This is a genomic window from Rhodococcus sp. P3_B8 (assembly GCF_056402775.1).
This window is the reverse complement of the sequence record NZ_JBFUGT010000094.1, coordinates 1-23,399: the sequence shown is the minus strand read 5'-3', so window position 1 is coordinate 23,399 and position 23,399 is coordinate 1. Positions and strand designations below refer to the sequence as shown.

21 protein-coding genes are annotated in these 23,399 nt (G+C 67.8%); 4 read left to right on the top strand and 17 right to left on the bottom strand.

The annotated features are described in order from the left end of the window. The 15 genes from secA to AC1D1G_RS24510 all read right to left on the bottom strand — a co-directional run. Positions 1-2,654: preprotein translocase subunit SecA (gene secA, locus AC1D1G_RS24580; protein ID WP_477954053.1), on the bottom strand; the 2,654-nt coding region annotated here is incomplete at its 3' end. Between the two features lie 151 nt (positions 2,655-2,805). After that, complete coding sequence (gene hpf, locus AC1D1G_RS24575; protein WP_005259747.1) at positions 2,806-3,483, bottom strand: ribosome hibernation-promoting factor, HPF/YfiA family; 678 nt, start codon at positions 3,481-3,483, stop codon at positions 2,806-2,808. A 171-nt stretch (positions 3,484-3,654) separates the two neighbouring features. Continuing rightward, positions 3,655-4,353: a ComF family protein gene (locus tag AC1D1G_RS24570; RefSeq protein ID WP_317568976.1), complete on the bottom strand. Its 699-nt coding sequence runs from the start codon at positions 4,351-4,353 to the stop codon at positions 3,655-3,657. Positions 4,354-4,384: 31 nt separating this feature from the next. Beyond that, complete coding sequence (gene lpqB / locus AC1D1G_RS24565; protein WP_280781629.1) at positions 4,385-6,178, bottom strand: MtrAB system accessory lipoprotein LpqB; 1,794 nt, start codon at positions 6,176-6,178, stop codon at positions 4,385-4,387. Further along, positions 6,175-7,947 (bottom strand): MtrAB system histidine kinase MtrB, encoded by a 1,773-nt coding sequence (gene mtrB / locus AC1D1G_RS24560; RefSeq protein ID WP_283353761.1) that lies wholly within the window; start codon positions 7,945-7,947, stop codon positions 6,175-6,177. The genes lpqB and mtrB overlap by 4 nt, the downstream gene beginning before the upstream one ends. Continuing rightward, the gene (gene mtrA / locus AC1D1G_RS24555; RefSeq protein ID WP_005240059.1) at positions 7,944-8,621 is read right to left on the bottom strand and encodes an MtrAB system response regulator MtrA; all 678 of its coding nucleotides are present in this window, start codon (positions 8,619-8,621) and stop codon (positions 7,944-7,946) included. The genes mtrB and mtrA overlap by 4 nt, the downstream gene beginning before the upstream one ends. A 45-nt stretch (positions 8,622-8,666) precedes the next feature. After that, entirely contained in the window at positions 8,667-9,350 is a 684-nt protein-coding gene (locus tag AC1D1G_RS24550) for a dTMP kinase (RefSeq protein WP_477954052.1), read from the bottom strand. A 56-nt stretch (positions 9,351-9,406) separates the two neighbouring features. After that, entirely contained in the window at positions 9,407-10,891 is a 1,485-nt protein-coding gene (ahcY, locus tag AC1D1G_RS24545) for an adenosylhomocysteinase (protein WP_105413171.1), read from the bottom strand. A gap of 90 nt (positions 10,892-10,981) precedes the next feature. Further along, entirely contained in the window at positions 10,982-11,602 is a 621-nt protein-coding gene (locus tag AC1D1G_RS24540) for a TetR/AcrR family transcriptional regulator (RefSeq protein ID WP_477954051.1), read from the bottom strand. Positions 11,603-11,686: 84 nt separating this feature from the next. Continuing rightward, on the bottom strand, positions 11,687-13,195 hold the full coding sequence (locus tag AC1D1G_RS24535; protein WP_477954049.1) for an amino acid permease: 1,509 nt from the start codon (positions 13,193-13,195) through the stop codon (positions 11,687-11,689). Between the two features lie 28 nt (positions 13,196-13,223). Continuing rightward, positions 13,224-14,150, bottom strand: coding sequence for a cation diffusion facilitator family transporter (locus tag AC1D1G_RS24530; protein ID WP_477954048.1), 927 nt, complete (start codon positions 14,148-14,150; stop codon positions 13,224-13,226). A gap of 75 nt (positions 14,151-14,225) precedes the next feature. Further along, the gene (gene manA / locus AC1D1G_RS24525) at positions 14,226-15,458 is read right to left on the bottom strand and encodes a mannose-6-phosphate isomerase, class I (protein ID WP_280781624.1); all 1,233 of its coding nucleotides are present in this window, start codon (positions 15,456-15,458) and stop codon (positions 14,226-14,228) included. Further along, positions 15,458-16,537 (bottom strand): hypothetical protein, encoded by a 1,080-nt coding sequence (locus AC1D1G_RS24520; RefSeq protein WP_009479522.1) that lies wholly within the window; start codon positions 16,535-16,537, stop codon positions 15,458-15,460. Before AC1D1G_RS24520 ends, manA begins: the two co-directional genes overlap by 1 nt. Before the next feature lie 77 nt (positions 16,538-16,614). Next, complete coding sequence (locus AC1D1G_RS24515; RefSeq protein WP_283335208.1) at positions 16,615-17,982, bottom strand: phosphomannomutase/phosphoglucomutase; 1,368 nt, start codon at positions 17,980-17,982, stop codon at positions 16,615-16,617. Between the two features lie 104 nt (positions 17,983-18,086). Further along, positions 18,087-18,482 (bottom strand): DUF3499 domain-containing protein, encoded by a 396-nt coding sequence (locus tag AC1D1G_RS24510; RefSeq protein WP_280781622.1) that lies wholly within the window; start codon positions 18,480-18,482, stop codon positions 18,087-18,089. Positions 18,483-18,562: 80 nt separating this feature from the next. Here AC1D1G_RS24510 and AC1D1G_RS24505 point away from each other — a divergent pair, with 80 nt between their 5' ends. Beyond that, the gene (locus tag AC1D1G_RS24505) at positions 18,563-19,054 is read left to right on the top strand and encodes a metallopeptidase family protein (RefSeq protein ID WP_029539455.1); all 492 of its coding nucleotides are present in this window, start codon (positions 18,563-18,565) and stop codon (positions 19,052-19,054) included. Between the two features lies 1 nt (position 19,055). Here AC1D1G_RS24505 and AC1D1G_RS24500 read toward each other — a convergent pair whose 3' ends face one another. Then, positions 19,056-19,316: a WhiB family transcriptional regulator gene (locus AC1D1G_RS24500; RefSeq protein ID WP_166680705.1), complete on the bottom strand. Its 261-nt coding sequence runs from the start codon at positions 19,314-19,316 to the stop codon at positions 19,056-19,058. Positions 19,317-19,783: 467 nt separating this feature from the next. Here AC1D1G_RS24500 and cofD point away from each other — a divergent pair, with 467 nt between their 5' ends. From cofD to AC1D1G_RS24485, 3 genes are read left to right on the top strand one after another with little or no spacing between them, the layout of a single operon-like run. Continuing rightward, positions 19,784-20,749: a 2-phospho-L-lactate transferase gene (gene cofD, locus AC1D1G_RS24495; RefSeq protein WP_283335207.1), complete on the top strand. Its 966-nt coding sequence runs from the start codon at positions 19,784-19,786 to the stop codon at positions 20,747-20,749. Beyond that, positions 20,746-22,110, top strand: a complete 1,365-nt coding sequence (locus tag AC1D1G_RS24490; protein WP_477954045.1) for a coenzyme F420-0:L-glutamate ligase — start codon at positions 20,746-20,748, stop codon at positions 22,108-22,110. Before cofD ends, AC1D1G_RS24490 begins: the two co-directional genes overlap by 4 nt. 10 nt (positions 22,111-22,120) lie before the next feature. After that, positions 22,121-22,669 (top strand): NUDIX hydrolase, encoded by a 549-nt coding sequence (locus AC1D1G_RS24485; RefSeq protein ID WP_280785199.1) that lies wholly within the window; start codon positions 22,121-22,123, stop codon positions 22,667-22,669. Between the two features lie 445 nt (positions 22,670-23,114). Here AC1D1G_RS24485 and AC1D1G_RS24480 read toward each other — a convergent pair. Further along, positions 23,115-23,399 (bottom strand): GlgC family sugar phosphate nucleotidyltransferase (locus tag AC1D1G_RS24480; protein ID WP_477954043.1); only part of this gene is annotated, 285 nt, incomplete at its 5' end.

The following is a 23,399-nucleotide window of genomic DNA, read 5'->3' as shown; positions in this document are numbered from 1 at the left end:
GCTGTGCCCTGCGCCTGCTGCGCCGCCTCCTGGGTCGGCAGTGGCCGCGGCGCTGCCGGCGCGGGCGAGGCCGACGCCGTCGCCGCTGCGGAAGCCGCGGTGACGCTGACGCCCGGGGCCTGCGCCGCCTGCGGGGCGGCCGCCTCGACCTGAAGGTTGAACAGGAATCCGACCGACTCCTCCTTCAGACCCTCGAGCATGCCGCCGAACATGTCGAAGCCTTCGCGCTGGTACTCGACGAGCGGATCACGCTGGGCCATCGCCCGCAGGCCGATACCTTCCTTGAGGTAGTCCATCTCGTAGAGGTGCTCGCGCCACTTGCGGTCGAGCACGCTCAGCAGGACCCGTCGCTCCAGTTCGCGCATCGATCCCTCGCCGGCGACACCGTCGATCTCGGCCTCGCGCCGGGCGTAGGCGTCGTGTGCGTCCTTCAGCAGGGTCTCGCGCAGCTCGTCGGCGGTGATGTCGTTGGTCTCACCGTCGTCGCCGTCGCCGACCAGTTCCTTGTAGTCGACGCCGACCGGGTACAGCGTCTTGAGGGCCGTCCACAGTTGTTCGAGATCCCAGTCCTCGACGTATCCCTCGGCGGTGGCGCCGTCGACGTAGGCGGTGACCACGTCGGTGATCATCTTCTCGACCTGGCCCTCCATGTCCTTGCCCTCGAGGATCTGGCGGCGCTCGTTGTAGATGACGGTGCGCTGCTGGTTCATCACCTCGTCGTACTTGAGGACGTTCTTGCGGATCTCGAAGTTCTGCTGCTCGACCTGCGTCTGAGCACTCTTGATGGCCTTCGAGACCATCTTCGCCTCGATGGGAACGTCGTCGGGCAGGTTGAGCCGGGTCATGATCGACTCGAGCGCCGCGCCGTTGAACCGTCGCATCAACTCGTCGCCGAGCGACAGGTAGAACCGCGACTCACCCGGATCGCCCTGACGGCCGGAGCGGCCGCGCAACTGGTTGTCGATACGCCGGGACTCGTGCCGCTCGGTGCCGAGGACATAGAGTCCGCCCGCCTCACGAACCTTGTCCGCGTCGGCCTTGACCTCTGCCTTGACCTGGTCGAGGACGTCGTCCCACGCCGCCTCGTAGTCGTCGGGCGTGTGGACGGGGTCGAGCCCCTGCTTGCGGAGCGCGATGTCCGCGATGATGTCGGGGTTGCCGCCCAGCACGACGTCGGTACCGCGACCGGCCATGTTGGTCGCCACGGTGACGGCGCCCGACCTGCCGGCCTCGGCGATGATCTGGGCTTCCTGCTCGTGGAACTTCGCGTTCAGCACGTTGTGCGCCACGCCGCGCTTGGTGAACTGCTTCGACAGGTACTCGGACCGCTCGACGCTGGTGGTGCCGATCAGGACCGGCTGGCCCTTCTCGTGCCGCTCCACCACGTCGTCGACGACGGCGTCGAACTTGGCTTCCTCGGTCTTGTAGATCAGGTCGCCGTTGTCGACGCGGACCATCGGCCGGTTTGTGGGGATCGGGATGACGCCGAGGTTGTAGATCTGGTGCAGCTCGGCGGCCTCGGTCTCGGCCGTACCCGTCATGCCCGACAGCTTGTCGTAGAGACGGAAGTAGTTCTGGAGTGTGATCGTGGCGAGGGTCTGGTTCTCGGCCTTGATCTCGACCTTCTCCTTGGCCTCGATCGCCTGGTGCATGCCCTCGTTGTAGCGGCGGCCGACGAGGACGCGGCCGGTGAACTCGTCGACGATGATCACTTCGCCGTCGCGGACGATGTAGTCCTTGTCCTTGGTGTAGAGCTCCTTGGCCTTGATGGCGTTGTTCAGGTAGCTCACGAGCGGCGAGTTGGCGGCCTCGTACAGGTTGTCGATGCCGAGCTGGTCCTCGACGAGCTCGACGCCGGCCTCGTGGACGCCGATGGTGCGCTTGCGGATGTCGACCTCGTAGTGCACGTCACGCTTGAGCAGCGGCGCGATGCGCGCGAATTCCGCGTACCACTTGCTCGAGGCGTCGGCGGGACCGGAGATGATGAGGGGGGTCCGGGCCTCGTCGATGAGGATGGAGTCGACCTCGTCGACGACGGCGAAGCTGTGACCGCGCTGGACGAGATCGTCCAGGGAGTGCGTCATGTTGTCGCGCAGGTAGTCGAACCCGAACTCGTTGTTGGTGCCGTATGTGATGTCGGCCGCATAGGCTGCGCGACGCTCGGCCGGCGACATGCCGGACAGGATCACGCTGGTGTCGAGGCCGAGGAAGCGGTGGACACGGCCCATCCACTCGGAGTCACGCTTGGCGAGGTAGTCGTTGACCGTGACGACGTGCACGCCGTCACCGGCGATCGCATTGAGGTACGCGGGCAACACGCAGGTCAGGGTCTTGCCCTCACCCGTCTTCATCTCGGCGATGTTGCCGAAGTGGAGGGCGGCGCCGCCCATGATCTGCACGTGGAAGTGCCGCTGGTCAATGACCCGCCAGGACGCCTCGCGGGCGACCGCGAACGCCTCGGGCAGCAGCTCGTCGAGCGTCTCGCCGTCGCGGTAGCGGGCGCGGAACTCCTCGGTCTTCGCGCGGAGTTGCTCGTCGGTCAGGTCTTCGACCTCGGGCGACAGCGAGGAAACGTGGTCGGCGATGTGCTTGAGCCGCTTGACCATGCGACCTTCACCAACACGGAGCAGCTTCGATAGCGACAGCGACGGCACAGTCTTGTTCGTCCTCAATCTTCGGCAGTGGATGGGTGACACACAAAATCCGGCCGGAGGTCCGAGAACCCCGGCCGGATTCCATGGTAGGCGCTTCCGCGATCGGACGAGTAGACCGACCGCTCGGATCGTCAGGCGGAACGGGAGTACATCACGCCAGACGGATCAATCCGTAGTCGAACGCGTGCCGCCGGTAGACGACGGTCGCCTTGTCCGACTCCTTGTCGTGGAACAGGAAGAAATCGTGTCCTACCAGCTCCATCTCGTACAAAGCATCGTCGACGGTCATCGGCGTGGCCTTGTGTTCCTTGGTACGCACGACATGACCCGGTGTGTGCTCGTCCGGCATCTGACCGTCCAGGGAGATGTCGGGACTGATGCCGAGACTGTCGTCCTCGGCGAGTGCGGCGGTGGCCTCCGCCACCGACACCGGGGTCTTTTCCCCGTAGTGGACCTTTTTGCGGTCCTTGGTGCGGCGGAGCCTGCTCTCGAGCTTGGCGGTCACCGACTCGAATGCTGCATAGAAGCTGTCGGCGCATGCCTCGGCTCGGGCTACCGGCCCCTTGCCTCGGGCAGTGATCTCGACGCGCTGGCAGTTTTTCCTCTGGCGTCGATTGGGTTCGTGGTGAAGTTCGACATCGAACAGAAATATGGAGGGATCGAAGCGCTCGAGGCGCGACAGCTTCTCGGAGACGTACACGCGGAAGTGGTCGGGTACCTCGACGTTGCGTCCCTTGACGACGATCTCGGCGTTGGGGGTATCCGTCTTCTCTTGTGCATCCGTTGTGCGGTCGTCGACGAAAACCGAGGCTTGCGAAGGGGTCGTCACTCGTACCTCCCGATTACGGCCCCGCCCCTTGATGGGCGGCGGCGAGTTTGAGCAATGCCGGAAGGGGGTCCGCCCGGCACCAGGTTCGAAGTTCCACCTCCTACCTGTGTTTTCGGGTGTGTCCGCGACGCTAGTACGTAACGCGCGCGAGTGCCACTGTTCGGCAGAATTTCATCCGACACCCGCCACGACGACCACCGCACTCACTCGGATACCCACTCGCGACAGCACCCGGACCGACTCGGCGGCGGTCGCCCCGGTGGTCGACACGTCATCCAGCAGTACCACCGATACCCGGTGCAGTGCAGCCGATTCCGACGCGAGATGCCGCGCGAATCCTTCACCGCTCCGCGTCAACCGGACGCCACCCTCGAGGTTTACTCGACGTTGATCTGCGCTCAGTCCGACCGAATCGCGCACGGCGTGTCGCATCACGAGCGCGGGGCACACGCGTCTGCCTCCCACCGCGGCGACGGCGATCCGGGTGACGGGGTCGCCGCCGCGTGCACGGGCGGCCCGGGGACGCGTCGGAGCCGGCACCAGAACCACCGGGGCCACGTCCGGCGGGTCGAGTTCACCCCACTGCTGCAGACGGCCCAGAGCGCCCGCGACGGCGGATCCGAGGGGCGCAGCGAGATCACGCCGCCCGCGTTCCTTCGCGGCGATCACGGCCCGACGTCGGGCACCCGAGTACGGCCCGAGGGCCCACACCCCGACCCCGGGATCCACGCGGGGCCGGAGCAGCACGGGATCGTCGGCCAACTCCGTGGCGCAGCGGGCACACCACTGCGTGCCCGGCACACCGCACCCGCCGCATTCGGCGGGCAGGATCAGGTCGAGCAGACTCCGGAGGCCGGGCAGGGCGCGCATGCGGGCAGTATCGGCGACCGCACCGACAGCCTCAGCCCGGCAGGACCGGGATCGCCTTCACACCCGTCAACCCGGGGACCTCCCGCCAGTACCGGTCGCCCGCCGGATCGTTGTTGTTCAACTGGAACACCGCGCGGGAGTCGGCGACGAACTCCGTGGTCGTGGACGCGTCCACGGCCACCACCGGCGCGGTCAGGTTGCGGCTCGGCAGCGCGTCCATCCGCGAGCCGTCGACGGCCACCTGCACCACCGGGATGTCCGAGGCCGCGCGCGCGACGACGATCGTGTCGCTCGTGCTCCAGTCCAGCGACAGCGCCGGGCTGCCCAGACCGATCGCGACCGCACGGGGATTCGTCAACGCATACTCACCGCCCGGCATCTGGGTGACGATCGCGAGGTAGACCTTGCCGTCGACGATCAGCGCCGCGCGCACCCCGTCGCGGGACAGCCGCAACTCGGTGATCGTGGCACCCAGCGCGGTGACGGCGCCGGCATCGACGTTGACCACCGACGTCCGGCCGGTTCCGGGCTCGCGCAACACCCGAATCACCGTGTTGCCGTTGACCGCTGCCCAGATCGCCGAATTGTCGGGTGCCCATGTCGGGCGGGTGATCGCGCCGCCTTCGAGCACCGACGCGGCACCGTCCTCGTATGCGCCGACCATCAGCGAACTCGCGGGTTCCGGGGCGGGACGCCCGGTGTCCGCGACCGCGGCGACCAGCTTTCCGTCCTGCGACAGCGCGAGCGAACGCATGTTGCGGGCCGAACCGAAGTACCCGGGCACCGGGGTGACGCCGGTCTCGGTGACGCTCACCATCGACCCCTCACGCAGCGCGTGCAGCCCCACGGTGGCACTCGAGGTCGCGAACGGATTCATCGACGCGACGTCCGCGGTGGTCCACCCGTTCGGGAACCGCTCGTCGAAGGGCTCGCCGTCGGCGAGCAGCACATACGGGCCCGAGATCTCCGCGTTGGCCAGCGTCCAGATCACCTGCGCCGCGAACAGCTGCTTCGCCTGCGCGTCCATCGGCGGCACGCCGGCGAAATCGATCCGGATGCCGCCGAGCCCCACCCCCACCTGCGCGGTGCGGCCGTCGGCCTTCGTGATCGGGCCCCGCACCGACACGCCGTCACCGAGCTCGTTGCGCACGGCCGGGGCGAGGGCGGCCTTCGGCCCGTCGATCAGCAGGCCGATCAGCTGCGACGCCATCTGGTCCTGGGCGCCCGACACCCAGCGCGGATCCGGCACGACCGTCGTCCCGGCCGGATCCAGGAAGTACAGCGATTTGCGCTGATAGGTGTTCAGGAACTGTGCCCGGTCCAGGATCACGCCGGCGGGGAGCTCGGAGATCCTCCACTCCCCGTCGAGTAGCTCGAGGCTGATCTTCGTCTCGAAGCTTCCCTCCTCCGCCACGTACAGTCCGCCGGGCTCGAGCTGCCCCACCTTGTTGGCGCGGATCGTGTACGTCGCCTTGTCGGCGGACCGGGTCTCCGGCAGCACGTCGACCTTGTCGACGATGGTCGCGCTGGCCGCGTCGTCCCAGCTGCCGGACACCCCGGCGGTGAGGAATTGGCGGGCCGCCAGATGCCGGTCGGTCGGGTCCGTGCTGGCCTTGAAGAAGTCGCGGAGCAGCAGGTCGGGTTCACGCCCCGGCGCGGGGGCCGCGACACTCGATCCCGGCGAGTCACGGTTGATCGTGCCGATCGCCTGCGGTGTGGAGGAATCCGGGAGGCTCGCGCACCCACTGACCGTCACGAGCACCGCCAGGACGATCGCTCCGCACACCGACCGCGACAGCAGGGCGGATCGCCGGCCGGGCGTCACAGGTCCTGCTCCGGAAGGTGCGAACCGTCTCGGTCACCGACGTGCGCTCGCTCGCGCTTCCGGGGAACCGTGCGGGACTCGTCGGCCACCGTCTCCGGACTCTCGTTGCGCACCGGCAACGTGGTGTCGCCCGGGACGGGCTGCCCTTGAACGTATTTCGCGGTTCCCGGTTTCAACGGCAGCGGGCTCGACACGACCTTGCGGCCCCGCACCCGCGGCAGCGTCAGCCGGAAGCAGGCGCCTTGGCCGGGTTCGCCCCACGCCTCGAGCCTGCCGTCGTGGAGATTCGCGTCCTCCACACTGATCGCGAGTCCGAGGCCGGTACCGCCCGACCGTCGCACACGCGACGGGTCGGACCGCCAGAACCTGTTGAACACCAGCTTCTCCTCGCCCGGCCGCAGCCCCACGCCCTGGTCGCGCACGATGAACGCCGCAGCGCTGTCGTCGGCGCGCAGGCGCAGCAGCACCGGTTTGCCTTCTCCGTGATCGATCGCGTTCGCGAGGAGGTTCCGCAGAATGCGTTCCACGCGACGCGGGTCCACCTCGGCCATGACTGCCTGATCGGGCAGGTCAACGATCAGTTCGGTCCCGCTCTCGCGCGCGAGGTGACGGACCGTCGAGATCGCCGCACGCGCACACATCCGGACGTCGAGTTGCTCGGCGGCCAGTTCCGCGACACCGGCGTCGTGCCTGCTGATCTCGAGGAGGTCGGCCAGCAACCCCTCGAACCGGTCGAGTTCGGCGACCAGCAATTCCGACGACCGCCGGAGCACGGGGTCGAGGTCGTCGCTGCCGTCGTGGATGAGGTCGGCCGCCATGCGCACGGTCGTCAGCGGGGTCCGCAGCTCGTGGCTCACGTCGGAGGTGAATCTCTTCTGGAGATTTCCGAACTCCTCGAGCTGGGTGATCTGTTTCGAGAGGCTCTCGGCCATCTCGTTGAACGACATCGCCAGCCGGGCCATGTCGTCCTCGCCGCGCACCGGCATGCGTTCCTTCAGCCGGCCGTCGGCGAAGCGCACCGCGATCCGGGACGCCGACCGGATGGGCAGAACCACCTGCCGGGCGACGAGAAGCGCGATGGCCGCGAGCAGCACGGCGAGCACCGCACCACCCACCAGCAGCGTGCCGCGAACCAGCGACAGGCTGCGGTCCTCACTGGCCAGCGGGAACACGAGGTACAGCTCGAGCGTGGAGATCGCGGACGCGGTCGGGCTCCCGACGATCAGCGCCGGCCCCGAATAGCCTTCGGGATCGTTCACGGTGGCGAACTGATAGGCAACCTGACCGGCCTGGACGAACGCCCGCAACGATTCCGGGATCTGGTCCGCCGGACCGCTGGACGTCGGGGCCCGGGGGCCGTCACCGGGCACGATCAGCACGGGATCGAACGTTCCCGCCGACCCCGACGCCTGACCGGCGTCGGGCTCCCGGTTCGTCAGCGCGGCCCGGGCACCGTCGAGCTGGGTGGTGGGCGAACTACTGTCGTCCGCGCCGGCCAACTGCCCCTCGACCGTGCTGCGGGCACGGTCCATCTCCTCGGTCGCCGCGTTGATCTTCGTTTCGAGCAGACGGTCGGTGATCTGACTCGTCAGCACGACGCCGAGTACGACGATGACGATGAGCGACAACGTCAACGTCGAGACGACGACCCTCAGCTGCAGCGAACGACGCCACGTGTGCGCGAGGGTATTGCTCAGTGAGTGACCCCACCGAAGGATCGGCGAAACGCGTCGGTTGACACGACGCCGCCATCGGGAAACACCTGTCACGGCGGTCCGGCCTTGTAGCCGACCCCCCTGACCGTCAAAACCACTTCGGGATTTTCGGGATCAGTCTCGACCTTGGCCCGCAGACGCTGAACGTGCACGTTGACCAGTCGGGTGTCGGCTGCATGTCGGTAACCCCACACCTGCTCGAGCAGGACCTCACGGGTGAACACCTGTCGCGGCTTGCGCGCCAGAGCCACCAGGAGGTCGAACTCGAGGGGGGTGAGGGAGATCAGTTCTTCGCCCCGGCTCACCTTGTGGGCGGGGACGTCGATGACGATGTCGGCGATGCTGAGCAGCTCGGCCGGCTCGTCCTCGGTCCGGCGAAGCCGTGCCCGAACCCGCGCCACCAGCTCCTTCGGCTTGAACGGCTTCATGATGTAGTCGTCCGCGCCGGATTCCAATCCGAGGACCACGTCGACGGTGTCCGTCTTCGCGGTCAGCATCACGATGGGCACACCGGAATCGGCCCGCAGGACGCGGCACACGTCGATGCCGTTCATGCCGGGCAGCATCAGGTCGAGCAGCACGAGGTCCGGGCGTGTCTCCCGGACCGCGGTGAGCGCCTGGGTCCCGTCCCCCACCACATACGGATCGAATCCTTCGCCGCGGAGGACGATCGTGAGCATCTCCGCGAGCGCAGTGTCGTCGTCGACAACCAGAATCCTTGGCTTCATGTCCCTATCGTTGCATCTTCGGAGGCCGTAACAGCCCGTTCGCCGTTACGGCGTGCCGTGTTCTTTCTCGTCACGGCGTGCCGTGTCGTCACTCAAGAGTGCCAGGTTTTCGGCGAGCGTGACCGGATCGGTGTCCGGGGTGAGCACCCACCACGGCGAAATCCAGTCCTTCACGGCCAGCTCGCGGTACACCTCGCCGGTGCGTTCCTGCAGTCCACGGTCGCGTTCGTAGGCGTCCAGCGACCGGCTCGCATCCGCCGATTCGCGGCCGCTGGCGCGTTGCGCGGCGAGTGCCACGGGGACGTCGAGATACAGCTGCAGGTCGGGCCGACGCAGCCCCAGCCGCTCGAATTCGAGGTTCTGCACCCAGCCCACGAACTCCCCGTCCGCCCCCTGATGCAACCGAGCCGCACCGTACGCGGCGTTGGACGCCACATAGCGGTCGAGGATCACCAGGTCGTGTCCGGCGAGCAGCTCTCCGAGCTCTCCGACGGCACCGGACCGGTCCAGCGCGAACAACACGGCCATCGCGTGCACGGAGTCGCTGAGGTCGCCGTGCGCGCCCTTGAGCGCCTCGGACGCCAGATCCGCGTGCACGGACCTGCCGTACCGCGGAAAGTCGAGGGCGCCGACCGTCAGGCCCTGTTCGGTGAGGCGTGCCACCACTGCGCCGACGAGTGTTCGCTTGCCGGCGCCGTCCAGGCCTTCCAGCGCAATCAGTTTTCCCACGAGGAAGAAGGCTATCCCCCGGCCCGCCCGCGACGGGCCGGGGGACGCCGCAGCCTCTAGTAGCGGTAGTGCTCGGGCTTGAACGGGCCCTCGACGTCGACGCCGATGTACTCCGCCTGCTCCTTCGTGAGCTTGGTGAGCGTGCCACCGAGCGCCTCGACGTGGATCTTCGCGACCTTCTCGTCGAGGTGCTTCGGGAGGCGGTACACCTCGTTGTCGTACTCCTCCGGCTTCGTCCACAGTTCGATCTGCGCGATCACCTGGTTGGAGAAGCTGTTGCTCATCACGAACGAGGGGTGGCCGGTGGCGTTGCCGAGGTTCAGCAGGCGGCCCTCGGACAGCACGATGATCGAGTGGCCGTCCTTGAACCGGAACTCGTCCACCTGCGGCTTGATGTTGATGCGGGTGACCTCACCGGAACGCTCGAGGCCCGCCATGTCGATCTCGTTGTCGAAGTGGCCGATGTTGCCCAGGATGGCCTGGTGCTTCATCTGCTTCATGTGCTCGAACGTGATGATGTCCTTGTTGCCCGTGGACGTGATGACGATGTCGGCCCAGCCGATGGCCTGCTCGACCGTCTTCACCTCGAAGCCGTCCATCAGCGCCTGGAGGGCGTTGATGGGGTCGACCTCGGTGACCGCGACGCGGGCACCCTGTCCGCGCAGAGCCTCCGCGCACCCCTTGCCGACGTCGCCGTAACCGCAGACGAGCGCGGCCTTGCCGCCGATCAGCACGTCGGTGCCGCGGTTGATACCGTCGAGCAGCGAGTGCCGGGTGCCGTACTTGTTGTCGAACTTGCTCTTGGTGACCGAGTCGTTGACGTTGATGGCCGGGAACGTGAGTTCACCGGCGGCCGCGACCTGGTAGAGACGCAGGACACCGGTCGTGGTCTCCTCGGTGACGCCCTGTACCGACTCCGCAACCTTGGTCCACTTGGTCTTGTCCGCTTCGAGGGACTGACGCAGCAGGGCGAGGAACACCTTGTACTCGTCGGAATCCTGCTCGTCGTCGGTGGGCGGCACGACGCCGGCCTTCTCGAACTGCGCGCCCTTGAGGACGAGCATCGTGGCGTCGCCGCCGTCGTCGAGGATCATGTTCGCGGGCTTGTCGGCGTCCGGCCAGGTGAGCATCTGCTCGGCGGCCCACCAGTACTCCTCGAGCGTCTCGCCCTTCCACGCGAAGACCGGGGTGCCCTGCGGCTCCTCGGGCGTGCCGTGCGGGCCGACGACGATCGCGGCGGCGGCGTGATCCTGCGTCGAGAAGATGTTGCACGAGGCCCAGCGGACCTCCGCGCCCAGAGCGACGAGCGTCTCGATGAGGACGGCCGTCTGGATGGTCATGTGCAGCGAACCGGAAATGCGAGCGCCCTTGAGCGGCAGCACCTCTGCGTACTCGCGGCGAAGCGCCATCAGTCCCGGCATCTCGTGCTCGGCGAGCCGGATCTCCTTGCGGCCGAACTCGGCGAGCGAAAGGTCCGCCACCTTGAAATCGATCCCATTGCGGCTCTCGGCCACGGGCGTGGTTGAAACTGAGGTCGTCATCTGCCTCTCCTGTTTGACTGCTGTTTCGGTCAAGGCTATCGGTACTGCGGCCCGAGGGTCACACTCACGTGAGGCTGCGCCGCGGGGCGGTCACTCCCGATCGGCCCCGTCGACCGCCTCGTCCACGAAAGGCCCCAGAAGAGCACCCAGATCCTCGGCGACGTTGGCCTCGGATTCGGGTGGCATCGAGATGTAGCTCATAGCGAGGCGCACGATGGCGCGGCTGAGAATCCCCGCGTCCGACGGGCTCGCCCGCACCCAGCACCGCTGGAAGACGTCGGCGAGCCGCGTGGACGCCCGCTCGATGATCGGCGCGCTCTCGGTCGTGATCAGACGCAGCAGATCGGGCTTGGCCTCGCCACGCAGAAGTGACTGTACGAGCGGGTCGGACAGGCTGGCCGCGAAGAACGCGGTGAACCCGGAGAGCAGCGCGGCCCGACCTTCCCCGACGTTCGCCACGAGCGCCTCGTCGACGGCGTCGACCAGTTCGTCGGCCAGCCGGATGGCGTACGCCTCCGCCAGCCCCTGCCGGGACTTGAACTCGTTGTAGAGCGTCTGCCTGCTCACCCCGGCGCCGGCCGCGACATCCGACATCGTGATGTCCGACCAGTCCTTCTCGAACAGGAGATCCCGCATCGCATCGAGCACCGACTGACGCAGCAGCAGGCGCGCAGCCTCCTGATAGGGCACCCGGACACGCGACGAAGTCATGGCCAAGACATTAGTGCCCGCCACCTCCGGGGTACTCGCCCGGTACTGCCGCTCCGGCACCCGGACGTCGAAACCCGTTGCGTGTCAGACCTCGCCGCGGCTTCGTCTCTCCATCATCGAGTGGCGGCGGCTGTAGGCGAAGTAGATGATCACGCCGAGCGCCATCCACACGATGAACCGGATCCACGTCTCGACGGACAGATTCACCATCAACCACAGGCAGGCGAGGACGGCGAGGACGGGCACCCACGGGACCAGTGGGACACGGAATCCGCGGGGCAGGTCCGGTCGCGTCCGGCGCAGCACGATCACGCCGACCGACACGAGGACGAACGCGAACAGCGTTCCGATGTTGACCATCTCCTCGAGGGTGCCGATCGGGAAGATCCCCGCGAGCACCGCCACCACGACTCCGACGAGCACGGTGATCCGAACGGGTGTGCCGTGCTTGCCGGTCGGCGCGAGCCGCCTCGGCATCAGTCCGTCCCGGGACATGGCGAACAGCACCCGGGTCTGCCCGAGCATCAACACCATCACCACGGTGGTCAGGCCCGCGAGCGCACCGAACGAGATCAGGTTCTTCGCCCACGTGATCCCGTGGATGCCGAACGCGGTCGCCAGATTGGAACTGTCCCCGGCCAATTCGTGGTAGTCCACCATGCCGGTGAGCACCAGTGTCACCGCCACGTACAGGACAGTCACGATCAGCAGCGATCCCAGAATTCCGCGGGGCAGCGCCTTCTGCGGATCCTTCGTCTCCTCGGCGGTGGTGGCGACGATGTCGAAACCGATGAACGCGAAGAACACCAGGCTCGCCGCTGCCAGCAGTCCGTACCAGCCGAACGTGCTACCGCCGGCGCCCGTGACGTAGGAGAACAGGGACTGGTGGATGCCCTCGCCCGTGCTGCCCGCCTCGGACGGGGGAATGTACGGCGAGTAGTTGTCGGTGTCGATGTAGAACGCGCCGACGACCACCACCACGAGCACCACGGCCACCTTGATCGAGGTGATCACGAGGGAGACCCGCGACGACAGCTTCGTGCCCGTCGCCAGTACGACGGTGATGATCGCGACGATGAGTACCGCACCCCAGTCGAACGTGACCGAGCCGATCTGCGCCACCGGCGTGTGGTTGCCGATCACCTCACCGAGATAGAGCGACCAGCCCTTCGCCACGACCGACGCGGCGAGCGCGAATTCGAGGATGAGGTCCCAGCCGATGATCCACGCGATCAGTTCACCGAACGTCGCGTAGGAGAACGTGTACGCGCTGCCCGCGACCGGAACGGTCGAGGCGAACTCGGCGTAGCAGAGCGCGGCGAGCCCGCACGCGATGGCGGCGATCACGAACGCCGCCGACACCGACGGCCCGGCGACGTTGCCTGCGGTGCGCGCGGTGAGCGTGAAGATGCCGGCACCGATGACGACGGCGACACCGAAAACGGTCAGGTCCCACGCCGTCAGATCCTTGCGGAGTTTGGTTTCCGGTTCGTCCGTGTCTCGGATCGACTGCTCGATCGACTTGGTGCGGAACAACCCGGTCGGCCTGCCGCCGAGGTGCGGTTCTCCACTGCCTTTGTCCTGGATGGCCACATCAGCCTCCTCAATCGAAAGTTGCCGTTCAGCCTATGCCTTCGGTTGCCCGGAACAGGTCGGGTTCGATGTAGATGCGGCGAGCCGCGGGGACGGCGCCACGCACTCGCGCCTCGGCCTCGTCGATGGCGTCGGCGACCGCACTGATGTCCGATCCTGCGGCCACGGCCACTTTCGCGGCCACGAGGATTTCCTCGGGTCCGAGGTACTGCGTCTTGCAATGGATGACGCGCTCGATCTTCTCCCCGTCGACGAGAGCGGCGAGAATGCGCGACTCCTCGTCGGCGGTCGCTCCTTCACCGATCAGCAGGCTCTGCATCTCGACGATGAGGATGATCGCGATGATTCCGAGCAGGGCGCCGATACAGAGGGTGCCGACACCGTCCCACACCGGATCCCCGGAGAGCATCGTCAGTCCGACACCACCGAGCGCGAGAACCAGACCGACCAGCGCGCCGGTGTCCTCGAGCAGCACGACGGGAAGCTCCGGGCTGCGCGACGTGCGAATGAATCCCCACCAGCTCGCCTTTCCCTTGAGAGGGCGCGACTCCCGCGCGGCCGTGAGGAAGCTGAATGTCTCGAGTCCGATGGCGATCACCAGGATGACCACCGCCACGAGGGGCGACGTGAGTTCCTCGGGATGCTGGATCTTGTGGATGCCCTCGTAGATCGCGAACAGCGAACCGAGGCTGAACAACACGAGCGCGACGACGAACGAGTAGAAGTAGCGGCTACGCCCGTACCCGAACTGGTGCAGGTCGTCGGCGGCGCGTTCGGCCTTCTTCTGGCCGAGCAGGAGCAGGCCCTGGTTGGAGGTGTCGGCCACCGAGTGCACGGATTCCGCCAGCATGGATGACGAGCCGGTGATCAGGAAGCCGGCGAACTTGGCCACCGCGATACCGGCATTGGCGCCGAGCGCGGCGAGAATCGCCTTCTTCCCCCCATGAGCCGACAACTGACTTCTCCTCTCGGTCGCACACGACCCTCGCGACTTGCCGCGGAGCCCCTCCCGGATCAGGGCGGATACAGGCTACGCGATCGGCGGGCCGACCCTCGCACTGAACAACTGGGCGCACTCGGTGCCCGCGGTCACCACCACTTCGGGGTCCTCGGCCGCGATCCAGACGGCGTTGCCCTGGGACAGTTCGAGGGCATCGGTTCCGCACCGCAACTCCACCGAACCCGAAGTGCACAGCAGAATGTGCGGTCCCTCCGAGTCGAGCCGGTGCTCCGTGGGGCCGTCCGGTGACAGGTCGATCCGCGCGAGAACGAATTCCGGCGCCGGCGTGGAGTACACGAATTCGCCACTGCCCGGGCGCTCTTGCGCCTCCAATATCGGAATGTCGACGGTGTCGAAGTCGAGGACGCGCAGCAACTCCGGAACGTCCACGTGCTTGGGCGTGAGTCCCCCGCGCAGCACGTTGTCGGAGTTGGCCATGATCTCGACGGCCATCCCGTGCAGGTAGGCGTGGAGGTTGCCCGCGGCGAGGTACAGGCCCTGCCCCGGTTCGAGGGTGACCCGGTTCAGGAGGAGCGCGGCCAGCACACCCGCGTCTCCCGGGTACACCTCACTCAATTCGAGGGCCGTGCGGATCTCCGCCGCGAACTCGCCGTCCCTGGTGTTCGACAGATAGGCGACGCATCCGTCGAGCACCCTCGGCATCAGCGCGCCGAGCACGGGTTGCGGCAACGTGATCCACGTGGTGAACAGCGCGCGGAGACCGTCCGAGTCGGGTTGTCCGGCAATCAGGCCGACGTAGGGCTGCAGCTCCGGAACCGCGATCGCCTCGAGCAGCTTGACCGTCCGCTGAGGGTCCCGGAAACCGGCGAGCGCGTGGAACCGGCTGAGGGCCACGACGAGTTCGGGTTTGTGGCTGGCGTCCTTGTAGTTGCGCACMGAGGACTCGAGCGGGATTCCCGCTTCGTTCTCCCGGGCGAATCCCTCCCACGCCTGCTCGGCGCTCGGATGGGCCTGCAACGACAGTGGTTCCTCCGACGCGAGCAACTTCAACAGGAACGGGAGGCGATCGCCGAACGTCTCCACACTCCGCTTGCCGAGCTGACGTTCGGGTTCCGAGTGCACCAGGTCCAGAAGGGACCTGGGCCCCTCCTCGGTGAGAACGCGGGCGGGATCACCCGGGTGCGCGCCCAACCACAGTTCCGCCTCCGGATGCGCCGTGGGAACCGGAAGTCCACGCAGCTGCGCGATGGCTGTGCGCGATCCCCACGCGTAGGACCGCAGCGCACCTTCGAGTCGGTGCACTAGATACCGCCGATCAACTGGAGATACGCGGCAGTCATGTCGAGCCTGCCGACGAGAACCGCCGCCTGTTCCAGCTCGGGACGCTGCGACGGAACCTGACCCTCGTCCGAGGACGCGACGACGAGGTCGACGTCGCCCAGGGCGGCGATCCTGCGTTCGACGAGCATCCGATCGGCGTCGGCGGACAACACGAACGTGCGCACCGGGCTCGCCGACGGCGGACCGTCCAACTCGGGATCGTGGAATATCGAGTCGTGCGCGGAGAGCGCCTGGTCGACACGGAACGTGCCCGCCGCGCTCAGAACGTCCGGAAGTTCCGACGCGGTCGCCACACGACCCGCGTGCAGCAGCGCCTCGGCGCCGTGCCGGGCCAGTTCCACAGTGCTCTCCGTGTCACCCGTCAGCACGATGCGGCGTCCCTGCATGCGGGAGGCCAACGATTTCGCCGGATTGTGGAACACCTCGCTGTTCGGCCTGTCACGCAGCGCCTCACCGTCGACGGCGTCGGCGATCTGCTCGAGGTCGGGAACCTCGTCGCCCCAGCGTTCCGAACCGACCACGCGGAGGACGGCCAGCAGTACGGCAAAGTACCGCAGCAGACCGTGCCGGGTGAGTGCCCGCACCCGCGGCGCGAACATGACGACGCGTCCGGCCGCCGCGGCCTGCAAGGGTCCCTCGTCCGGCGCCGCCACCACGACTTCGGCGCCGCGGCGCACCGCTGCGTCGATGGCCTGCACGAGCCGGGGGTCGCCTGCGTCGTCGCCGGCCACCACCACCACGTCCAGCGGGCCCACCCACACGGGGGTCCGGGTGGCGCGCACCAGCGGGAAACCTATCCGTTCGGCGAGGACCGCCGTCAGGATCGCCGCCCCGCGGCTGGCACGCCCCGCGCCGGTCACCACCACCACGCTGCGCGGACGCAGCCCCTGCAGTCGTTCGAGAGCCCCCTCCTCGACCGCGGACCGGGTGGCCCGGATCTGGGCACCCCCCATGGCGGCGGAACGCAACACACCCTCGGTGTCCGCCGCGACCAGTGCGTCCCCGTCGTCCAGATCGAACAGGGGCGTCGGCGCTGTCATGACACCGCACCCCCTTTCTTCATCAGTGCAAGCCACATTCGCAACACGAGCAGAACCTGTAGTTCCAACTATGGCAGTCAGGCTCGGACGATGCCCAGTATCTCGGTAACGAGTGCATCTACCTCGGCCGCCGTCGCCGCCTCCACGTTCAGTCGCAGGAGCGGCTCGGTGTTGGAGGCCCGCAAGTTGAACCACGCGCCGTCCGCCAGTTCGACCGTGACACCGTCGAGCCGGTCCACGACCGTGGTGCGGTCCGCGAACGCCGACAGCACCGCGTCGGTCCGTTCGGCGGCGTCCGCGACGGTCGAGTTGATCTCCCCCGACGCCGCGTACCGCTCGTACTTCGCCATCAGCTCGGACAGCGGACGATCCTGCTCCCCCAGCGCCGCGAGAACGTGCAGTCCGGCGAGCATCCCGGAGTCGGCGCCCCAGAAGTCGCGGAAGTAGTAATGCGCGGAGTGCTCGCCGCCGAAGATCGCGCCCGTCTCGGCCATCTGCTGCTTGATGAACGAATGCCCCACCCGGGTGCGGACCGGGTGTCCGCCCAGCTCCGTCACCAGCTCCGGCACCGCGCGGGACGTGATGAGGTTGTGGATGACGGTCGCGCCGGGCTCCTTGGCCAGCTCCCGCTCCGCGACCAGGGCGGTGACGGCGGACGGCGACACCGGGTTGCCGAGCTCGTCGACCACGAAGCAGCGGTCCGCGTCGCCGTCGAAGGCCAGACCGATGTCGGCACCGGTCTCACGGACGTACCGTTGCAGATCCACGAGGTTCGCCGGGTCGAGCGGATTCGCCTCGTGGTTCGGGAACGTGCCGTCGAGCTCGAAGTACAGCGGCTCCAGCTTCACCGGCATCGGCTCGAACACCGCGGGAACGGTGTGCCCACCCATGCCGTTGCCCGCGTCGACGGCGACCGTCAGCGGGCGGAGGTCGGAGAGGTTCACCAGTCCGCGGACGAAGCTCGCGTACTGCTCGAGCACGTCCTCCTCGGACACCGTGCCGGGAGCGCCGTCGAACGCGGGGACCCCGTCGACGACCTCGGCCGCGATCGTGGAAAGGCCCGTCTCCTGCCCCACCGGCTTCGCGCCTGCGCGGCACAGCTTGATGCCGTTGTACTTCGCCGGGTTGTGGCTCGCCGTGAACATCGCACCCGGGCAGTCGAACAGCCCCGACGCGAAATACAGCTGATCGGTGGACGCGAGACCGATGAGGACTACGTCCAGGCCCTGGGCGGTGACGCCGTCGGCGAATGCACGGGCCAGGTCCGGGGAAGACGCGCGCATGTCGTAGCCGATCACGACCTTCGTGGCGCCGTCCTCGCGAACGAGTCGTGCGAATGCGCCACCCACGTCCTGCACGAACGCGGCGTCGATGTGTTCACCGACGACACCCCGCACGTCGTAAGCCTTGATCACGGCATGTACGGACTCGGCTGATCGCGCCACTTCTTGTTTCTCCTTTACGAGCACCAGTGCTGGCGCAAGCCTAATGCCTGCCCGTCGCGGGCACGGCACGCCGCGAGCCGCAGGCCCCGAAGCAGGCCGGGACGTCAGTTGGAAGGGTCGGGAAGTACCCGCAGATGGCCGCGACGACCGGTGCGTGCCGGGCCGGGCTGGGTGCCGGTCTCCGCGCGATCCTCGGTGGACAGGGTCCGTTCGGACCGCCCGCGATCGCCGAGGCCCGCCTCCCGCACGGCCTCCGCCAGCGCGGTCAGGTCGTCCTCGTCCGGGGTGCTCGACGAGAACCCACCTTCGTACCGAACCAGTTCCCAGCCCTTGGGTGCGGTAATCCTCGACGCGTGCGTTTCGCACAGATCCCACGAGTGCGGTTCGTCGACCGTGGCGAGCGGGCCGACGACGGCGGTGGAGTCGGAGTAGACGTACGTGAGCGTCGCGACAGCGGGGTTCTTGCACCCGGGGCGGCAGCATCGACGCAGAGATCTCACAGCTAGGGAGCCTAGCCCCACGAAGGCCCGACACCTACTCGGACACACCGAGAGTGTGCGGCTGTCGTAATGTCCACACCATGTCCAGAGCACGACGCAGGCGTCCCGTGACCACCCGATCCGTCGACCGACGGGGACGGGGAATCCGCGGGTCCGTGTTCCCTCCGGACGCGCCGGCACGACGGAGCCGCGCAGAGAAGTTCGATCTGGTGGTGCTCGAGGCGTTCGCGCCGATCGACGCGCGCTGGCGCGAACGCCTGACGAAGCTGGACATCGCCGTCGACGAGGTCCCGAAAATTCATGCGCTCGACCCGGATTCGGTCAACTGGCCCGCCGAGGTCGTGGCGGACGGGCCCGTGCCACTGTCCCGACTGATCCCGGCCGGCATCGACCGGCACGGATCCACGACGCGGGCGCGAGTCGTCCTGTTCCGGCGACCGCTCGAACAGCGCGCCAAGGACCCGGACGACCTCACCGACCTGGTGCACGACGTGCTCGTACAGCAGGTGAGTACGTACCTCGGAGTCGAACCCGAGGTCATCGACCCGGATTTGCCGGGCGACGAAGACTGAACTAGACGATCCCCCGCTTCAGGCGCCGGCGCTCACGCTCCGACAGACCACCCCAGATACCGAACCGCTCGTCGTTGGCCAGTGCGTAGTCGAGGCACTCGTCCCGCACCTCACAGCCCAGGCAGATGCGCTTCGCTTCCCTGGTGGAGCCTCCCTTTTCGGGGAAGAAGGCCTCAGGGTCGGTCTGCGCACAGAGCGCGCGTTCCTGCCACTGATCCTCGATGGTCTCGAACAATTCGTCGAAACCGGTCACCAGACTCAACGCCGGGCGGGGGCCCGTCGTCTCGACTTCCTGTGCGACGAGTTCCGGCACAGGAATTTCTTTCACACTGCCTTCTTGCACACAGACTTCTTGAACACAGACGCCGTCCGCTGCGCCTGCTTCGGAATTGGTCTGCGGTTCGTCGCTTACTGTGCTCCAGCGAGTCTCCGACTCGATCTGCTCATTGGGCATCGTTCCGCCTCCTCACCTGTGATAGCGCAGAAAATTTCGATCGATCATGTACCCCGAACCGAACACCCCTGCCACCCGTTCGAACAACCGTTCGAATTGATCCCCGCTGCAAGTGATTCCACGCCCACAACGTCGGAATGACATATTTGTGATTAGACACGCCCAGCGTGTCGCGGTCAAGCTAACCGTCGAAAGTCGATTACTATTTCGCGCTCTCGATTCGCTCCGGGGAAGCAGCACACAGGAGGCGGGCGGCCACCGCCTAGGCTTGCACCGTGAACGTGACTGTATTGGTTGGCGGGGTGGGTGGGGCCCGGTTCCTGCAAGGTGTGCGGAGACTTCTGGGGGCCGATTCGGGCCATGTCGTTACGGCGGTGGTCAATGTCGGTGACGATGTGTGGATGCACGGGCTGCGGATCTGCCCGGACCTGGATACCTGCATGTATACCCTCGGCGGCGGTATCGACACCGAGCGTGGGTGGGGGCATGCCGGGGAAACCTGGAACGCGAAGGAAGAACTCGCCGCATATGGTGCGAAACCGGATTGGTTCGGGCTCGGGGACCGGGACATCGCCACGCATCTGATCCGCACCCAGATGCTGCGGACGGGGTATCCGTTGTCGGCGGTGACCGAGGCGTTGTGCAACCGGTGGCAACCGGGTGTGACCTTGCTGCCGGTGACCGATGATCGTAGTGAAACTCACGTCGTGATCACCGATCCCGAGGACGGGGAGCAGCGGGCGATCCACTTCCAGGAGTGGTGGGTGCGGTACCGCGCCCAGGTGCCGACGCACAGCTTCGCGCACATCGGCGCCGAGCAGGCCGCCCCGGCGCCGGGGGTGCTCGAGGCGATCGAGGCCGCCGACATCGTGTTGCTGGCACCGTCGAATCCGGTGGTCAGTGTGGGGGCGATCCTGGCGGTGCCCGGGATCCGGGGCGGCCTGCGCACCACCGCGGCGAAGGTGGTCGGGATCTCGCCGATCGTCGGCGGAAAACCGTTGCGGGGCATGGCCGACGAATGCCTCGACGTGATCGGGGTGGACACCTCCGCGGAGGCGATCGGCCGGTGGTACGGGGCCCGGTCCGGGACCGGGATCCTCGACGGCTGGCTGGTCCACGACACCGACACCGCCGAGATCCCCGGCGTCGAGGTGGCCCGGGTGCCGCTGATCATGACCGACCCCGACGCCACCGCGGCGATGGTGCGGGCGGCGCTGGACGTGGCGGGGGTGACGTTGTGAGCGACCCGGCGGGTGCGTCCGGGCTCGATCACGCCCCGGGCGGGGCGATCGAGATCCGCCCGGTGACCGGTCTGCCCGAGTTCCGGCCCGGCGACGACCTCGCGGCAGCCGTGGTCGCGGCCGCACCGTGGCTCGCCGAAGGGGACGTGCTGGTGGTCACCAGCAAGGTGTTCTCGAAGGTCGAGGGCCGGATCGTGTCCTCGCCCACCGACCCGGAGGAACGCGACGCCGCCCGACGGCGCCTCGTCGAGCAGGAAGCGGTGCGGATCGTGKCCCGCAAGGGCCGGACCCTGATCACCGAGAACCGGCTCGGGATCGTGCAGGCCGCGTCGGGGATCGACGGCTCGAACGTCGAGGGCTCCGAACTCGCACTGCTGCCGGAGGATCCCGACGCCAGCGCCCGCACCCTGCGCGATGCGATCGAGGTGGCGCTGGGGGTGCGGGTGGCGGTGGTGGTCACCGACACCATGGGCCGGGCGTGGCGCAACGGTCAGATCGACGCCGCGATCGGCGCGGTCGGGCTGCCGGTGCTGCACGGCTACGCCGGGTCCCGCGACAGTCAGGGCAACGAACTGGTGGTCACGGAGGTGGCGGTCGCCGACGAGATCGCCGCCGCGGGGGATCTGGTCAAGGGCAAACTCGGTGGGGTACCGGTCGCGGTCGTGCGGGGCCTGGATCTGGTCGACGACGGTTCGCGGGCACAGGATCTGATCCGCCGCGGCGCCGAGGATCTGTTCTGGCTCGGCACCGCCGAATCCGTCGAACGGGGCCGGGCGGAGGCGGTGCTGCTGCGCCGCTCGGTCCGCCACTTCGCGACCGACCCGGTCGACCCGGATGCGGTGCGGGCATCGATCGCGGACGCCCTGACCGCACCCGCACCGCACCACACCCGACCGGTCCGCTTCGTCTGGGTCCGCACCCGCGCGGTCCGCGACGCACTGCTGACCCGGATGCGGCAGCAGTGGCGCACCGACCTGGCCGCCGACGGGATGAGCGCCGACGCGGTCGACGCGCGAGTGGCCCGCGGCAACATCCTGTTCGACGCACCGGAGGTGATCATCCCGTTCTGCGTCCCCGACGGCGCCCACCACTACCCCGACCAGCGTCGGCAGGCGGCGGAGTCGACGATGTTCACCGTCGCGGTCGGAGCCGCGGTGCAGGCACTGCTGGTGTCGTTGGCGACCAAGGGAATCGGCAGCTGCTGGATCGGGTCGACGATCTTCGCCGCCGACACCGTCCGCAGCACCCTCGACTTGCCCGCCGACTGGCAACCCCTCGGCGCGATCGCCGTCGGCCACCCCCTCGAACCACTGACCCCCCGACACGCCGCCGACCCCGGCGACGCCCTGATCGAGAGATGACCCACGCGCAATGAGCGCCGAATCACTACACCGCACCGCGACCGCCGCACTCGAGGGCTGGAAAACGCTCGACGAGAACGACGAATCATTGCGGCACACCATGCTCGCGTTCCTCGCGTCGGCGCCGCTGGGGTGCCTGCGGGAGCACGCACCCGGACACATCACGGCGTCCTCCCTCGTCCTGGACGAGGGGGGATGTCACGTGCTTCTGACCCTGCATCCCCGGGTCGGCCGGTGGATCCAATTGGGCGGGCACTGCGAGCCTTCCGACGAGACCGTCGTCGACGCCGCGCTGCGGGAGGCGTGCGAGGAATCGGGAATTCCCGACCTCCGGATCGATCCCGTCCTGCTGTCGGCGCACACCCACCCGATCACGTGCTCACTCGGACAGCCAACCCGGCACCTGGATCTCCGGTTCGTCGTCCGCGCGCGTCCCGACGCCCACATCGTGCGTAGCTCCGAATCGACGGACCTCCGCTGGTGGCCGGTGGACGCACTGCCGCCGAACGCGGAGAAGTCCACGATCGACCAGCTCGTGCACCTGGCCGGACTGCGCTAGCGGAGCGGCGCCAGCGCAGGGCGTTTCGCCGAGATACGGTCGCCGGAGGATGTTCCCCAGATCGCCGGGTCGGCGTAGCCGAGATCCCCCGAACGGGCCGCAAGTTGCTCGGCAACCCGATCCGATCACCCGCGTAATCCGTTGGGACGCCTCGGGTCCGGATCGCCGCGGGGCGCGAACCTCGAGGCCTGCTACCCGTGCGGGCACGTCGACAAGGCGAACCGGATCACACAGGATCGGTTTGTGTGCCGGGTGTGGACATGTCGATCAGGCAGATCACAATGCCGCGTTGAACATCGCCTACCTGGGGTACGTGAAGTACATGACCACGACGCACGGCTATTGGGCCGCCTAATCAACCGGCCTACAGTCGKCGCGCACCCGACAGCCAGTCGGGGACGCGACTGGCAAACCCGGCCCTTCAGGGCAGGGGTACGTTGATCTCTCACACGTCCGTGCTGAACCGGACCCCGCCGTCGGGCAACGTCACTCCCGGCCACACCCGGGCGCCGCGCAGGAGTTCGCACCGGGCGCCGATGTCGGCTCCGTCACCGATCACCGCGTCACGCACCAGAGCCCGCGGCCCGATGCGTGCGCCGAAACCGATGATGGACCGTTCGACGGTCGCTCCGGCCTCGACCACGGCGCCGTCGAACAGCACCGCGCCGTCGAGTCGCGCGCCCGCACCCACCTCGGCGCCGCGGCCGACGACGGTCCCGCCGATCAGCAG